Source organism: Actinophytocola sp. (genome assembly GCF_036402745.1).
In the GTDB taxonomy this organism is placed as follows: Bacteria; Actinomycetota; Actinomycetes; order Mycobacteriales; family Pseudonocardiaceae; genus Actinophytocola.
On sequence record NZ_DASWSJ010000114.1, the window covers coordinates 24,074 to 37,784 of the forward strand.

Annotated in this window: 15 protein-coding genes; 14 read left to right on the top strand and 1 reads right to left on the bottom strand. The window is 72.1% G+C overall.

The window, feature by feature from the left end; genetic code table 11:
• Nucleotides 1-35: 35 nt before the first annotated feature.
• The 5 genes from VGD70_RS11435 (at nt 36) to VGD70_RS11455 (ending at nt 4,405) form a co-directional block, all read left to right on the top strand.
• Nucleotides 36-977 carry a hypothetical protein gene (locus tag VGD70_RS11435; RefSeq protein WP_331080876.1) on the top strand — a complete coding sequence of 314 codons (942 nt, stop codon included), beginning with the start codon at nt 36-38 and terminating at the stop codon, nt 975-977.
• On the top strand, nt 974-2,080 hold the full coding sequence (locus VGD70_RS11440) for a sensor histidine kinase (RefSeq protein ID WP_331080878.1): 1,107 nt from the start codon (nt 974-976) through the stop codon (nt 2,078-2,080). Before VGD70_RS11435 ends, VGD70_RS11440 begins: the two co-directional genes overlap by 4 nt.
• Nucleotides 2,077-2,682 carry a response regulator transcription factor gene (locus VGD70_RS11445; protein WP_331080880.1) on the top strand — a complete coding sequence of 202 codons (606 nt, stop codon included), beginning with the start codon at nt 2,077-2,079 and terminating at the stop codon, nt 2,680-2,682. The genes VGD70_RS11440 and VGD70_RS11445 overlap by 4 nt, the downstream gene beginning before the upstream one ends.
• Nucleotides 2,683-2,913: 231 nt before the next feature.
• A complete protein-coding gene (locus VGD70_RS11450; RefSeq protein ID WP_331080882.1) occupies nt 2,914-3,744 on the top strand; it encodes a hypothetical protein in 831 nt (276 codons plus the stop codon).
• 16 nt (nt 3,745-3,760) lie between these two features.
• A complete protein-coding gene (locus VGD70_RS11455; RefSeq protein ID WP_331080884.1) occupies nt 3,761-4,405 on the top strand; it encodes a hypothetical protein in 645 nt (214 codons plus the stop codon).
• 151 nt (nt 4,406-4,556) lie between these two features.
• Here the strand turns inward: VGD70_RS11455 and VGD70_RS11460 are convergent, their stop codons facing one another.
• Entirely contained in the window at nt 4,557-4,949 is a 393-nt protein-coding gene (locus VGD70_RS11460; protein ID WP_331080886.1) for a nitroreductase family deazaflavin-dependent oxidoreductase, read from the bottom strand.
• 104 nt (nt 4,950-5,053) lie between these two features.
• On the opposite strand from VGD70_RS11460, the gene VGD70_RS11465 reads away from it, so the two are divergent.
• From VGD70_RS11465 to VGD70_RS11505, 9 genes are all read left to right on the top strand, one after another.
• Complete coding sequence (locus tag VGD70_RS11465) at nt 5,054-5,677, top strand: TetR/AcrR family transcriptional regulator (RefSeq protein WP_331080888.1); 624 nt, start codon at nt 5,054-5,056, stop codon at nt 5,675-5,677.
• Nucleotides 5,678-5,862: 185 nt separating this feature from the next.
• Nucleotides 5,863-6,759: an SDR family NAD(P)-dependent oxidoreductase gene (locus tag VGD70_RS11470; RefSeq protein WP_331080890.1), complete on the top strand. Its 897-nt coding sequence runs from the start codon at nt 5,863-5,865 to the stop codon at nt 6,757-6,759.
• A gap of 3 nt (nt 6,760-6,762) precedes the next feature.
• Nucleotides 6,763-8,223, top strand: a complete 1,461-nt coding sequence (locus tag VGD70_RS11475) for a class I adenylate-forming enzyme family protein (RefSeq protein WP_331080891.1) — start codon at nt 6,763-6,765, stop codon at nt 8,221-8,223.
• A complete protein-coding gene (locus VGD70_RS11480) occupies nt 8,220-9,482 on the top strand; it encodes a beta-ketoacyl-[acyl-carrier-protein] synthase family protein (RefSeq protein ID WP_331080893.1) in 1,263 nt (420 codons plus the stop codon). Before VGD70_RS11475 ends, VGD70_RS11480 begins: the two co-directional genes overlap by 4 nt.
• An 87-nt stretch (nt 9,483-9,569) precedes the next feature.
• Nucleotides 9,570-10,769 carry an acetyl-CoA C-acyltransferase gene (locus VGD70_RS11485; RefSeq protein ID WP_331080895.1) on the top strand — a complete coding sequence of 400 codons (1,200 nt, stop codon included), beginning with the start codon at nt 9,570-9,572 and terminating at the stop codon, nt 10,767-10,769.
• Between the two features lie 11 nt (nt 10,770-10,780).
• Nucleotides 10,781-11,749, top strand: a complete 969-nt coding sequence (locus VGD70_RS11490; protein WP_331080896.1) for a phosphotransferase family protein — start codon at nt 10,781-10,783, stop codon at nt 11,747-11,749.
• Complete coding sequence (locus VGD70_RS11495; protein WP_331080898.1) at nt 11,746-12,081, top strand: DUF6285 domain-containing protein; 336 nt, start codon at nt 11,746-11,748, stop codon at nt 12,079-12,081. Before VGD70_RS11490 ends, VGD70_RS11495 begins: the two co-directional genes overlap by 4 nt.
• On the top strand, nt 12,078-13,208 hold the full coding sequence (locus VGD70_RS11500) for an acyl-CoA dehydrogenase family protein (RefSeq protein ID WP_331080900.1): 1,131 nt from the start codon (nt 12,078-12,080) through the stop codon (nt 13,206-13,208). Before VGD70_RS11495 ends, VGD70_RS11500 begins: the two co-directional genes overlap by 4 nt.
• Nucleotides 13,205-13,711, top strand: a 507-nt coding sequence (locus tag VGD70_RS11505; protein ID WP_331080902.1) for a CoA transferase, incomplete at its 3' end; no start/stop codon positions are given. The genes VGD70_RS11500 and VGD70_RS11505, both read left to right, overlap by 4 nt.

A 13,711-nucleotide genomic window follows, 5' to 3' on the forward strand; every position in this document is an offset into this window, starting at 1 on the left:
GACCTGGCTTGGCCGTTATTTCGCGTTCGGACGGGATGTCGAGACTCATCCCGTTCGCGCCGATCGCCGCCACGCTGGTCGTCGTCGCCGTGCAGTGGTTGTTCGCGTTCCTCACCGCCGATCCGCTGGTCGCGGCGGTGCTTCTCGCCGGGTTCCTGCCGCCGCACCTGCACCACCTCTGGTCGGCGGCACATGCGCGGCGACCGCGGGCCGGAGAGTGGACGCTGCTCTTGATGGCAGTGCTCTACGGCGCGGGTGTGGTGCTGGTCGGTCCGGAGTGGTACCTGGCGGGAGCGCAGCTACTGGCGTCCATTTTCGTGGTGCTGCGGCCGCCGTGGTCGGTGCTCGCGGGTGGCATGCTCACGGTGGGGGCCGTGTGGCTGTACGTGGCGTTCGCACCGAACGCCACCCCGGGCTGGTTCGTGATCGCCCTGGTCGGCCGCGCGGGTGCGACGGTCGTGCCGGCGTGGTTCGCCGGGGCGCTGTACCAGTTGCGGGCGGCACGGGCGGAGCTCGCCGCCCAGGCCGTGCTCGGGGAACGGCTCCGCATCGATGACGAGCTCGCCGGCACGGTGGGCACGGAGCTGCGCGTCATCGCCGCGGGCGCCGCCGCGCTGCGTGACGAGGATCCCGCCACGGCGGAGCGGGAGTTGCGCGCCCTCGTCGATGGTTCGCGCCGCACGTTGGCCGCGGCCCGCCGGATGATCCGCGCGTACCAGCGGGTGCCGCTGCGCGCGGAGCTGGACGCGGCCGTCGCGCTGCTCGAGGCCGCGGGCATCAGGACCACACTGTCGGTCCCCCGTGGCGACCTGACCTCCGACGAGCTGACCAGCGCCCTGCGGTCGGCGGTCGACCGGCTGCTGCACGACGACACCGTCCGCGCCGCCACGATCACCGTCACCAGGGGCGGCGACCAGTTCCGGCTCACCGTCGCCGCGAACGGCACCCCACTCGTCGACGCGGAGGTCTCGCCGTGACCCCCGACTACCCGCACTGGATCGTGCGCAGGGCGCCGTGGTTCCTGCTCGCGCTGCACCTGCCGATCGTGGTGCTGGGGCCGGTGACGATCCTCGTCGACGGCTCGGGGGACGGGCCGGTCGCAGTCGCCGTGCTCGCCGGTGCGCTGCTCGCTGTGCTGCACCTGCGGCACGTGTTGGCCGCCGCCCGCGACGTCCGTCCGGTCGGCTGGCCGCTGACCCTGTCCGCCCAGGCGCTGGTCGCCGAGGTGCCGGTGTTCTGGCTGGGCGAGGGGTGGAGCGCGCCGACGATCACTGTCGGGGCCGCCGCGATGCTGCTGTTGCCCGGAGGGTGGGGCCGGACGGCCGGCTTCGCGGTGGGCTTCGCGGCCTGCCTGTTCAACCAGGGTGTGTTCGGCAGGGAGATGGTCACCGCCGACAAGGTGCTCGGCTTCGCGTACACGGCGGGCATCTCGGCGGTGTTCATCCTCGCGCTGTACGGCACCGTGCGGCTGGTCCGGCTGCTGAACGAGCTGCACCAGACCAGGATGGAGCTGGCGCAGTCGGCCGTGGAGCGGGAACGGGTCCGCGTGTCCCGGGACCTGCACGACCTGCTCGGGCAGAGCCTGTCCGCGATCTCGCTGAAGGGCGACCTCGCGGTGCGGCTGCTGCCCATCGACGCGGCCGCCGCCCACGCCGAGATCGCCGGGGTGGCGCAGACGGCCCGTGCCGCGCTGCACGACATGTACGCCATCACCCGTGACGAGCACGCGGTGGTGCTGGGCGATGAGGTCACCGCCGCGGCCGCGTTGCTGGCCGCGGCGGGCGTCGACACCGAGGTGGTTGGCACCGCGACCCCGCATCCGGTGCTGGCGTGGGCCGTCCGCGAGGGCACCACGAACCTGCTGCGCCACAGCGACGCCACGCGGTGCACGATCACCCTGGGTCGTGGTTCGGTCGAGATGACCAACGACGGGATCCGGTCGCCGCGGTCCGCGGATGGCAGCGGCATCGCGGGCCTGCGGGCGCGGGCGGCGGCCGTGGGCGGCACGGTGTCCGTCGTCGTCCGTGCCGACGAGTTCGTACTGCGGGTGACCGTGCCCGCCACCGAGGGAGACACATGATCCGGGTCCTGGTCGCCGAGGACATGCACCTGATCCGGGGCGCGCTGGTGGCGCTGCTGTCGCTGGAGGACGACATGCGCGTGGTCGCCGAGCTCGACCGCGGCGACGAGATCGTGCCGACCGCGGCCGCCACGTTGCCCGACGTAGCGGTCGTCGACATCGACCTGCCCGGCATGGACGGCCTGACCGCGGCCGGCGCACTGCACGATGCCGTGCCGGGCTGCCGGACCCTCGTGCTGACCGGGTTGAGCCAGCCAGGCCTTCTCCTGCGGGCGCTGCAGGCCCACGTGCGCGGGTTCATCGTGAAGGACGCGCCGGCGGAGGCATTGGCTGCGGGCGTGCGCCGGGTGCACGCGGGGGAGCGGGTGATCGACCCGGACCTGATCGCGGCCGCGCTGGAAACCGGCACGTCGCCACTCACCGCCCGGGAGGCCGACGTACTGCGCGAGGCGGAGAGCGGGCTGCCGACGGACCAGATCGCCACCCGCCTTTCGCTGTCCGGCGCGACGGTCCGCAACTACCTGTCGAACGCGATCAGCAAGGTGGGCGCCCACAACCGAATCGACGCGGCACGGATCGCACGCAACGCCGGCTGGCTGTGATCACCGGCCAGGTCGCCCACTCGGGATGAGGCGGGTGGCGCCGTGGCGCACCGGTCGATCTCCAGTTAGGCGAGTCCGATCGCCTGGTGCGCACATGACCTGGTGAACGGCGTGCCGGCCGGCCGACACGCGTCCATGCCCGATCGGGCGGACGTCAGGACAGGCCCGGCGGCACGAATGGGGGTCGATACGTTCTTAACGGCCGGCGATCGTAGAGCGACGCATAGTGACATGACCGCATCATTTACCGCGCTGCCGAGTGGAGTGGACGCCGACACCGCGGAACTGATCGTATCGATGCCGTTGGCCAGCGACGAGGAGGTGACCCACTGGTTCGGGCTGGTCCAGGACGCCTACGACGCCGGACCGGAGGATGCCGACACCGAACGCTTCGCACAGCGGCTCCGGGAGACCGCCGGCTCGCTGGACCCCACTGGACTGGACCAGTTCACCTATGCCGTGCAAGGGGCCGGGGACGGGCTGCGGGTGGTCAGCCGGATGCTGGAGGTGCGCACGCAGCTCCCGGGCCTCTACTGGGAGCTGTACTGGCAGCGTTACCCCGCCGCCGACCAAGCCGCCGGGGAGGCCGCGGGGGAACCCGCCGAGGTGGCCTACGCGGAGCACGCCGAGGAGCCGGCCGAGGACGGTGGCCGGTTCGGCTGGGTCGGCGCACAGCACCAGGAGCGGCTCGCGGCCGCGTGGGGCCCGGAGTGGAGCACCTACCTCGCCCAGCAGCTCGACTACCGCTGGGGTGAGGCCTGGGACGCGAGCCCGGCCGACCACAAGCAGTCCTGGCTCGACGGCCTGATCGACGAGCTGATGACCCCGGCCACGGAGACGGTGATCGCCGAGACCCCCGCAGCCGAGGGGACCGAGAAGACGGCCACCGAAGGCGCGGCGGCGGGCGAGTTCGAGGAGGTCGAGCTCGACCAGCTCGCCGAGATGCTGGTCGCGGACACCGTCGCCGAGATCGAGGGGGCCGACGGGCTGTCCGCGGAGGACCTGGCCGAGGTGACCGCCGCGGTGCGCAACAACATTCTGGAGGAGATGGCAAATGACTAGCCTCGAGCAGGGTGGCGTGACCGGCGGTGTCGGCGGCGGGGGCGACGACAGGGGCGGGGGAGGCGACGACGACGAGCGCCGCGAGCGGTCACACGATGACACGAAGGACACCGAGGCAGTCAAGGAGAAGGTGGTCACGGCCGCCACCGAGAAGGCCAGGACCACCGTTGAAGGCCCGGGGCGCACCCGCAAGCAGGTTCGGATCCCGTCCGGCGGCGGGTTCCTCGCACGATCGCTCGCCGCGGCCGGGGCCAAACCCCGCGTGGTCACGTCCGAGATCCGGCAGGCGCGCGAGGCCGAGGGCATCGCGACCGGGCAGGCGCGCCAGGAGGCCGAGCGGAGCATCGCCGACGAGTTCTGGGCAGCGTTCGGCGCCGGCCCGAACTTTGACCGCAGCCCCATCAGCTCAGGCCGTCACCTCGAGGGTGGCACCGACCCTGATGACCCGACCATCAAGTTCTTCAAGCACGAGTCGCCGGAGGCGTGGCTCGTCGCCCAGTCGCGCGGCGCCTTCGCGCTGGCCCGCGCGACGAGCGAGACCCACGGGCCGTCAATCGGCTTCACGGTCTACTTCCTGACCGACCGGGAGCCCAGGCGCAGCGTCGCCGGGCACTACCAACGCGGTAGATTCGTGATCGTCCACATCGGACCGGTTCAGTAAAGGTCCGATGACACCGTGGGCGCGGCATTCACCCGGATGCCGCGCCCACGCTCACCGGTGAGCGCGGACAACGCGGTCTTGAGGCTCCCTTGGTCCGGACCAGGTCAGCTCGTGGATGTCGCGCGGACGGCTGGGTCGCCCTCGCGGACCGTCAGCCCGCGACCAGATCCATCCGGAGGAACTCGGTGATGCGGAGCATCCTCGGTGGTCGTGCCACCTCATCGGACAGGGCCTGGAACGCCTCCTCTTTCCCGACGAGGCGTGGGGCGGCGAGTTCCACCTCCCTCCCGTCGACCCGGAGCCGCGCACCGTCGGCTGCCAGGACGTTGCGCACCCAGTCCGAACCCGAGCCGTACACCAGAACGAACAGGTAGCCGCTCTCGACGGGATGCGCGTCGAGCGGCGTGCGGTACGCCGCGCCAGAGGTGCGACCGATGTGTGTCAGCACCGGCCATTTCCCGCTCGCGATCGCGCGCGGGTTGAACAGCCGCTTGTTGACGTGCCCCCACCAGCTCGGCATCGGCATCAGGAGCTCCTTCCTCACCCTTACATCTGTAAGGCTGCCTTACACCTGTAAGCTTGTCAACGCACCCGCACCCTGGAGCCTTCGTGTCACCACCGCCACGGCAACCACTCAGCAGAGATCGCGTGCTGGAAGCCGCGATCCGGGTCGCGGACCGCGGCGGCGTGGAGGCCGTCACGATGCGACGGGTGGCGCAGGAACTGGGCGTGGAGGCAATGTCGCTCTACCACCACGTACCCAACAAGGACGCGATCCTCGACGGCGTGACCGACGCGGTGTTCGCGGCGATCGACCTGCCCGGCGCCACGTGCGACGACTGGCGCGACGCGATCCGTGCACGCGCTTGCTCCGCGCGCGCGGTCCTGTCGCAGCACAGCTGGGCTCTCGGCCTCATGGACTCCCGCCGCAACCCGGGGCGGGCGACGCTACGCCACCACGACGCCGTCCTCGGTGTGCTGCGGGAGGCGGGCTTCACGCTCCCGATGGCCGTGCACGCTGTCTCGCTCATCGACAGCTACATCGGCGGGTTCGTCCTCCAGGAGGCGAACCTGCCGGTGAAAACGCAGGACGAGGTCGAGGACGTGGCCGGCAGCATCCTCGAGCACCTGCCCGCGGACGAGTTGCCGTGTCTCGCGGAGGTGATCGTCGACCACGCCATGCAGCCGGGCTACGACCACACGAGCGAGTTCGGCTACGGCCTGGACCTGATTCTGGACGCGCTCGAAGCTCGCCGCTGTCAGCGCTCGTGAGGATTCGCTCAGCGCCAGCCGAGGACCGGAGCGACGTGCGTGCGGATGCTCTCGAGCACGTCGGGCCCGGCGGCGTACGTGCGGCAGAGCCTTTGCGCCACAGTGAAAGCCCACTGGCAGGCGATCGCCGAATGCGAGCACATCAAACAGTTGAATGTGCAGATACCTGACGCTACTGTGCCTTCATGGTCGCGGAGCTGCAGGGGCGCAGGGTGCTGGTGACGGGTGCGGGACGTGGCTTGGGGCGCGCCCACGCGCTCGCGATGGCCGCGGAAGGTGCGGCCGTGGTGGTGAACGACACCGGTGCGGAACTCGACGGGACGGGCTTGTCCCGCGAGCCCGCGGACGCGGTCGCCGCGGTGATCAGCGCCACGGGTGGGCTGGCGTTCACCAGTCATCACGACGTCGCCACGCACGATGGTGCTGCTGAGGCGGTCGCGTACGCCGAGGAGGTGCTCGGCGGGCTGGACGCCGTGGTCAACAGCGCCGGGGTGTTGCGGGACCGCACCTTCGCGAAGATGTCGCTCGACGACTTCGACGCCGTCGTTCGGGTGCACCTCGGTGCCGCTGCCTACACCACGCACGCCGCGTGGCCCGCACTTGCCCGCTCCGGTTCCGGGCGGGTCGTGGTCACCTCGTCGGCTTCCGGGCTGTACGGGCAGTTCGGGCAGGCCAACTACGCGGCGGCCAAGATGGGGCTGGTCGGACTGGTCAATGTGCTCAAGCAGGAGGGTGCGCGGCACGGGGTGCTCGTCAACGCGATCGCGCCGGTGGCCGCAACGCGGATGACGATCCCGCTGCTGCCGGCGGAGGTGACCGCAGGGATCGCGCCCGAGCTGGTCAGTCCGGTTGTCGTCCACCTCGTCTCGGCGTCCTGTGTGGACACCGGGCTCGTGCTGGAGGTCGGTGGCGGGGTGGTGGCCGCGGTTCGGGTCGTGGAGTCCGAACCCGTCCCGCTCGGCGACTCGGCCGGTGCCGCTGTCGCCGCGCTGCGCGACGCCCCGCCCGGGGCGCCCTTCCCGTCCTCCGCGGCCGCGGTGGAGCGGGTCCTCGCCGCCGGCAGCCGCGCGGCGGTCCGGTAACCGATGTTGCGGCACACCCTCGTCGAACAGCTGCGGTTCACCTCGGCGTCCTACCCCGACCGGCCCGCCGTGCAGGTGGTCGGCGGCCAGGAGCTCACCTACGCGGCGGCACTGGACCGCACACTCGCGCTCGCGACGGCCATCCGGGAGCGCGGCGACGGCTCCCCGGTCGCGATCCTGCTGCGCAACGGTCCGGACGCCGTGCTCGCTCTCCTGGCGTGCCAACTCGCCGGCGTGCCCGCGTTGCCGGTCAACGGCGCCCTCACCGCGTCGGAGGTCGACTACGTGCTGGCCGACTCCTCGGCGGGACTGTTGCTGCACGGCCCGGAGTTCGTCGACCTCGTCGCCGCGCTGGCCCGGCGGCGGGTCACGGTGTCCACCGCGGACCTCCCGGCCGCGCAGCCGTGGGACGCGTTCCAGCCAAGCGCGCCCGGCGACCCGTTCGTCATCGGCTACACCTCCGGAACCACCGGCTTCCCCAAGGGTGCGATCTACGACGGTGCCGGCATGTACGTCCAGTACCTGCGCTGGGCCGTCCACTTCGGACTGACGGCGGAGAGCACACTGCTCACCGCCGGGCCGATGTTCCACAACTCCTACGGTGGACTGTCGATCCTCGCGCTGGCGCTCGGGGCGACCAACCGGGTGCTCACCGCCTTCCACCCCGCCACCGCCTGCGCAGAGCTGGAGCAGCGCTGCACCTTCGCGTTCCTCGTCCCCTCGATGCTCACCCAGGTGCTCGAACGCTGGCGTGCGACGGGCACCGCCATGACGAGCCTGCGCTGCCTGCTGTCCTCCGGCGCCGCGGTCGACCCTGCGCAGCTCGACGCGGCGTTCGACGCGTTCCCCGCCGCGGCGATCACCGAGGCGTACGGCTGGAGCGAGGGCGGCTGGGTGACGCACGAGACGAAGCGGCGCGGCGCGGTCGTTCCGCAGTCCGTCGGCCACCCCATGGTCGGCGCCGACGTCGCGCTGTTCGATGCCGACGGCGTGCGCTGCGGCCCGGGGGAGACCGGCGAGATCGGGGTGTGCAACGTGACGCCGTTCCTCGGCTACGTCAACCCGGCGAGCACGGCGGAGACCTCGGCCGACGGGCGATACCTGCTCTCCGGGGACGTCGGCCGGTTCACCGAGGACGGACGGCTGCTCGTCGTCGACCGGAAGAAGGACATCATCGTGACCGGCGGGGAGAACGTCGCGTCCGGTGAGGTCGAGCGGGTACTGACCGCGCACCCGGCCGTGCGTGAGGTGGCGGTCGTCGGCCGCCGGGACGCGCGCTGGGGCGAGGCGGTGACCGCGGTGGTCGTCACCGAGTCCGAAGTGGACGCCGCAGTCCTTCGTGCGCACTGCCGCGAGCGGCTCGCCGCCTACAAGGTGCCCAAGGAGATCGAGTTCGTTGCCGCGCTGCCACGCAACTCCATGGGCAAGGTGCAGAAGTTCCTGCTCCGGGAGCCGGCGCGATGACCGGCGTGGTGGTGACCGGGCAGGGCGCCGTCTCTCCGTTCGGGGTCGGCGTCGCGAAGCTGACCGCGGGCCTGTGGTCGAACGAGGTCGCGATCGCGGCCGCCCCGTGGGTCGCGACCAGAGCGGACAACCCCTTTGCCTGGTGGGCGGTCGTTCCCGGGTTCGACCCGCTGGACTGGATGGACGAGAAGGTCGCCGCCGGAACTGATCTGTTCGCCCAGTTCGCGCTCGCCGCCACGGTCGAGGCGGTCGCGGACGCCGGGCTGGAGCACCTGAACCCGGCGCGCACGGCCGTCGTCCACGGCACGAGCATGGGCGGCACCCGCGCGTTGCTGAAGGCACAGCACGCCTTCGAGACGGGTGGTCCGTCGGCGGTCGAGCGCAAGACCATGATCCAGATCTGGCCCAACATGGCGGCCGCGCAGATCGCCATGCGGTGGGGTCTGCACGGCCCCCAGCTCACCGTGTGCACGGCGTGCGCGTCCGCGCTCGACGCGATCGGGCTGGCCAGGACGCTCATCCGGTCGGGTGCGGTCGACGTGGCGCTCGTCGGCGGCACCGAGGGCGGCCTGCCGCTGGCCGACGGCACGGCCGACGGTGAGTTCGTGCCGGCCATGTATGTCGGCCAGGCCGCGTACGGGATGACGACCGGGGCACGCGACGCCGCCAGGGCGAGCCTGCCGTTCGACGTCCACCGGTCCGGCATCGTCACCGGAGAAGGCTCGGCGGCGCTGGTGCTGGAGTCCGCCGGCCACGCGCGCGCACGCGGCGCGCGGGTGCACGCGGAGGTCGCCGGCCACGCGTCGCTCGCCGACAGCCACCACCCGTCCTCGCCGCATCCCGGCGGGGTGTGGGAGGCGCAGGCGATGCGGAACGCGTTGGCCGACGCGGAGGTGGCGCCGGCGGAGGTGAGTGCGCTCGTGGCACACGCGACCGCGACGCCGAAGGGCGACGCCGCCGAGATCGCCGCGATCAACGCGGTGTACGGCGGGCGCCGGCCACCGCTGCCGGTGTCGTCGTTGAAGGGCCATCTCGGCCACACCGGCGCGGCCTCCGGTGCGATGGGCGTGATCGCCGCGACCCACGCGATGCGGGCGGGTTCGTTCCCGAACACCGCCGGCACCCGCGACGTCGACCCGGCCGCCGACTTCCAGGTCGTGACCGGCGACCCGCTCCGGCTGGCGGTCGACGTCGTCCAGGTGAACGCATTCGGCTTCGGCGGTCAGGACGCCTCCGTCGTCGTCCGCCGTGCGGAGTGAGGTCGCGAGTTCCGTTCGTTGACACCGGTGTCGCGCCGCACCCATAATGTGACACTGACGTCAAAATCATACTGCAGGGAGCCAACGATGGCCAAGCACGCAGTGATCGTCGACGCGGTCCGTACCCCCGGCGGGAAGCGTAACGGGGGACTCGGCGGCTGGCATGCCGCGGACCTGGCCGGCGAGGTGCTCGCCGCGCTGCAGCGGCGCAACGACCTCGACCCGGCTCTCGTCGACGACGTGATCATGGGGTGCGTCTCCCAGGTGGGCGACCAGAGCGTGAACGTGGCTCGCAATGCCGTCCTCGCCGCTGGGTGGCCGGAGAGCGTGCCCGCGACCACCGTGGACCGCCAGTGCGGGTCGTCCCAGCAGGCGGCGCATTTCGCCGCACAGGGCGTCATCGCGGGCGCGTACGACATCGTCGTCGCCGCGGGTGTCGAGGTCATGACCCGCACCCCGATGGGAGCGAGCTCTGCCGGCGGGGTGCCGTTCGGCCCGCGTGCCGTGGCGCGGTACGCCGACCGGGAGACCTTCGGGCAGCGCGGCCTGGTGCCGCAGGGACTCGGCGCCGAGCTGATCGCCGAGCGGTGGGGGCTCACCCGCACCGATCTCGACACTTTCGCCGCACAGAGCCAGAACCGGGCCACCAGGGCCCGCGACGAAGGCCGGTTCGACCGCGAGCTCGTGCCCGTCGAGTCCCGCACGTGGGACCCGGAGACCCGCATCGCCACCGAGCACGGCACCCAGGTCGGCGCCGACGAGGGCATCCGGGCGTCGACCGTCGAGTCGCTCGCGCGCCTGAAGCCCGCCTTCCTCCCCGACGGGCGGGTGACCGCCGCCAACAGCTCGCAGATCACCGACGGCGCGTCGGCGGTGCTGATCATGAGCGAGGACAGGGCGGTCGAGCTCGGCCTCACCCCGAGGGCCCGCTTCCACGCGTTCGCGCTCGCCGGCGACGACCCCGTCGCCATGCTCACCGCGCCCATCCCCGCCACCCGCAAGATCCTCGACCGGTCCGGCCTCACCATCGACGACCTCGACCTCGTGGAGATCAACGAGGCGTTCGCCTCAGTGGTGCTGGCCTGGCAGCGCGAGCTGAAGGCCGACCCGGACAAGGTCAACGTGAACGGTGGTGCGATCGCACTCGGCCACCCGCTCGGCGCCTCCGGCACGAAGCTGATGGCGACCCTGCTGTGCGAGCTGGAGCGCACCGGCGGCCGGTACGGCCTGCAGACCATGTGCGAGGGCGGTGGACTCGCCAACGCGACGATCATCGAGCGCCTGTGACAATGGTGCCCGTGGCCACCGTGGTGCCGGATCTTGCCGACCGAGTCGCGCGGGAGGTCGCGGCCGCGGTCGGCCGCGACGACGTGCGGGTCGACCTGGTGCCGCTGTCCGCGGGCGCGTCGCGGGAGACCTACCGGGTGACGGCGACCGCCGATGACGGGTGGTCGGGGGCGTACATCCTGCAGAAGGAGCGGTCCGGCCCCACGCTCGGCGTGACCGCGGTCGAGGAACAAGTACGGCTTCTCGCCGCCGTGGCCGGCGTTCCGGTGCCAGCCGTGGTCGCCTGGGACGGCGGCGACCGGCTCGGTGCGCCGTTCCTGTTGACCGGGCTCGTCGAGGGGGAGACGCTGCCACGCCGGATCCTGCGCGCACCGGAGCTGGCCGCCGCCCGCGCCGGGTTCGCCGCGCAGTGCGGGCAGATCCTCGGCCGGCTGCACGCCACGCCGCTCGCCGGACTGTCCTGGTTGGACGTGACGGACCAGCTCGACCGGGTCGTCGGGTGGCTCGACGAGATCGGCGAGCCGCACCCAGCCTTCGAGATCGCCATCGCGTGGCTGCGCGCCAACCGGCCGGGTCCCGTCGAGCCGGTGCTCGTGCACGGGGACTTCCGCACCGGCAACCTGATCATCGGCGAGGACGGCGTGCGCGCCGTGCTGGACTGGGAGATGACCCACGTCGGCGACCCGGCAGAGGACCTGGCGTGGCTGTGCGTGAAGGTGTGGCGGTTCCGCGGCCCCGGCGTCGTCGGTGGCATGGGCGACGTCGCGGACCTCCTTGGCGCCTATGCCAAGGAGACCGGCCGCGAGATCGAGCAGGCGCGGCTGTTCTGGTGGCAGGTGTTCGGCACCCTCAAGTGGGGCGTCATCTGCGAGAAACAGGCCAGCACGCACCTGTCCGGCGAGTACCGCTCGGTCGAGCTGGCCGCGATCGGCCGGCGGGTCTGTGAGACCGAGTACGACCTGTTGCGGATGTTGCCATGAGCCACGACGCACCCGACCTGGACCAGCTGCTCGAGGCGGTCACCGAGTTCCTCCGCGACCGGCTCGCCCCCGATGTGCCGGAGCAGCACCGGTTCCACCTTCGTGTCGCGGTCAACGTGCTGGAGATCGTCCGCCGTGAGGCCGCACTCGGGCCGGGCCAGGAGCGTGCGCATCGGGACCGGCTCGCCGCACTCGGCGTTGCCGACGACGCCGAGCTGGCCCGGCGACTGCGGGCGGGTGAGCTCGACCCGGCCGCCGTTCGTGCCGCGGTGTACGAGTCCGTTGTGGACAAACTGCGGGTCGCCAACCCCCGGTATCTGGAGGAGTCGTGAACGACCTGGTCGCGGCCGTGCGGGCGTTCGTGGACGACCACGTGATCCCGGCCGAACCCGCACTGCACCGCGACCTGCGCGCGGTGCTGCCCGACCTGCGGGCGCGGGCGAAGGCGGCCGGTCTGTGGGCGCTCGGCCACCCCGCGGAGCTCGGCGGCGGTGGCCTGCCGTTCGCCGACTACGTGCACGTCAACGAGGTCCAGGGGCGCAGCGAGTACGGCCAGCTCGCGCTCGGCACGCACAGCCTGCAGGACAGCCTGATGCTGCACCGGCACGGCACACCAGCGGTGCGCGACCGCTACCTCGCGCCACTCGTGGCGGCCGACATCATGCCGAGCTTCGCGATGACCGAGCCCGGACTGTCCAGTTCGGACCCGACGCAGCTGCGCACCACCGCCCGGCTCGACGGCGACGAGTGGGTTCTGTCGGGCCGGAAGTGGTTCGTCACCGGTGCGCGGGAGGCCGCCTACACCACGGTGATGTGCCGGACCGAGCCGGCGGACACGCCTGCGCACGGTTCGTTCAGCATCATCCTGGTGCCCGCCGGCACCCCCGGTTTCCGGGTGGTGCGGGAGATTCCGGTGCTCGGCATCGACCACGGCCACTACGAGCTGGCCTTCGACGAGGTGCGGGTACCCGCCGACCACCTCGTCGGTCCGCGCGGTGGCGGGTTCCGCGTCGCGCAGGAACGGCTCGGGCCCGGCCGGATCTTCCATGCGATGCGCTGGCTCGGCCAGGCGACCCGCGCCTACGAGCTGATGGTGGCGCGGCTGCTGGACCGCACGGCGTTCGGCGAACGGTTGGCGGACAAGCAGTTGATGCAGCAGCACGTCTTCGAGGCCCACGCCGCCATCACCGCGGCGAGGCTGCTCACGCTCGACGCGGCGAGGGTGCTCGACGGCGGCGGCGCGGCGCGCGTCGAGATCGGGGTGGTGAAGGTGGTCGGGGCGCGGATGCTGAACGACGTCGTCGACCGCGCGCTGCAGGTGTTCGGTGCGGAAGGGCTCTCCGACGACACCCCGCTCGGGTTCATGTACCGCACCGCCCGGTTCGCCCGCATCTACGACGGACCGGACGAGGTGCACATCCAGTCCGTCGCCAAGGCACTGCTCAAGGAGCGGTCGTGAGTGGACCGTTGACCGGGATCCGGGTGGTGGAGCTGGCAAGTCTCGCACCTGGGCCGTTCGCCGCGATGGTCCTCGCCGACCTGGGCGCCGACGTGGTGCGGGTCGACCGGCCGGGTACCACGGTCGATCCCGCCGAGCTACTCGGCCGCGGGAGGGCCGTGGTCGTCGCCGACCTGAAGGATCCGGCCGCGCGGGACCGGGTGCTGCGCATCGTCGACCGCGCGGACGTCCTCATCGAGGGCTTCCGGCCCGGTGTCACCGAACGGCTCGGCCTCGGCCCGGACGTGTGCCTTGCCCGCAACCCGAGGCTCGTCTACGGCCGGATGACCGGGTGGGGCCAGGACGGGCCGCTCGCGCAGGCCGCCGGCCACGACATCAACTACGCCTCCCTCGCCGGCGCGCTGCACCCGATCGGCCCCGCGGACGCGCCGCCCGCGCCGCCGCTCAACCTGGTCGGCGACTTCGGCGGCGGCGGGATGCTGCTCGCGCTCGGCTGTCTCGCC

Bases quoted from the DNA above. Each gene is read 5' to 3' on its own strand.
- VGD70_RS11450 (WP_331080882.1), top strand. From the start codon at position 2,914: ATGACCGCATCATTTACCGCGCTGCCGAGTGGAGTGGACGCCGACACC.
- VGD70_RS11470 (WP_331080890.1), top strand. From the start codon at position 5,863: ATGGTCGCGGAGCTGCAGGGGCGCAGGGTGCTGGTGACGGGTGCGGGA.
- VGD70_RS11480 (WP_331080893.1), top strand. From the start codon at position 8,220: ATGACCGGCGTGGTGGTGACCGGGCAGGGCGCCGTCTCTCCGTTCGGG.
- VGD70_RS11435 (WP_331080876.1), top strand. From the start codon at position 36: ATGTCGAGACTCATCCCGTTCGCGCCGATCGCCGCCACGCTGGTCGTC.
- VGD70_RS11485 (WP_331080895.1), top strand. From the start codon at position 9,570: ATGGCCAAGCACGCAGTGATCGTCGACGCGGTCCGTACCCCCGGCGGG.
- VGD70_RS11495 (WP_331080898.1), top strand. From the start codon at position 11,746: ATGAGCCACGACGCACCCGACCTGGACCAGCTGCTCGAGGCGGTCACC.
- VGD70_RS11475 (WP_331080891.1), top strand. From the start codon at position 6,763: ATGTTGCGGCACACCCTCGTCGAACAGCTGCGGTTCACCTCGGCGTCC.
- VGD70_RS11445 (WP_331080880.1), top strand. From the start codon at position 2,077: ATGATCCGGGTCCTGGTCGCCGAGGACATGCACCTGATCCGGGGCGCG.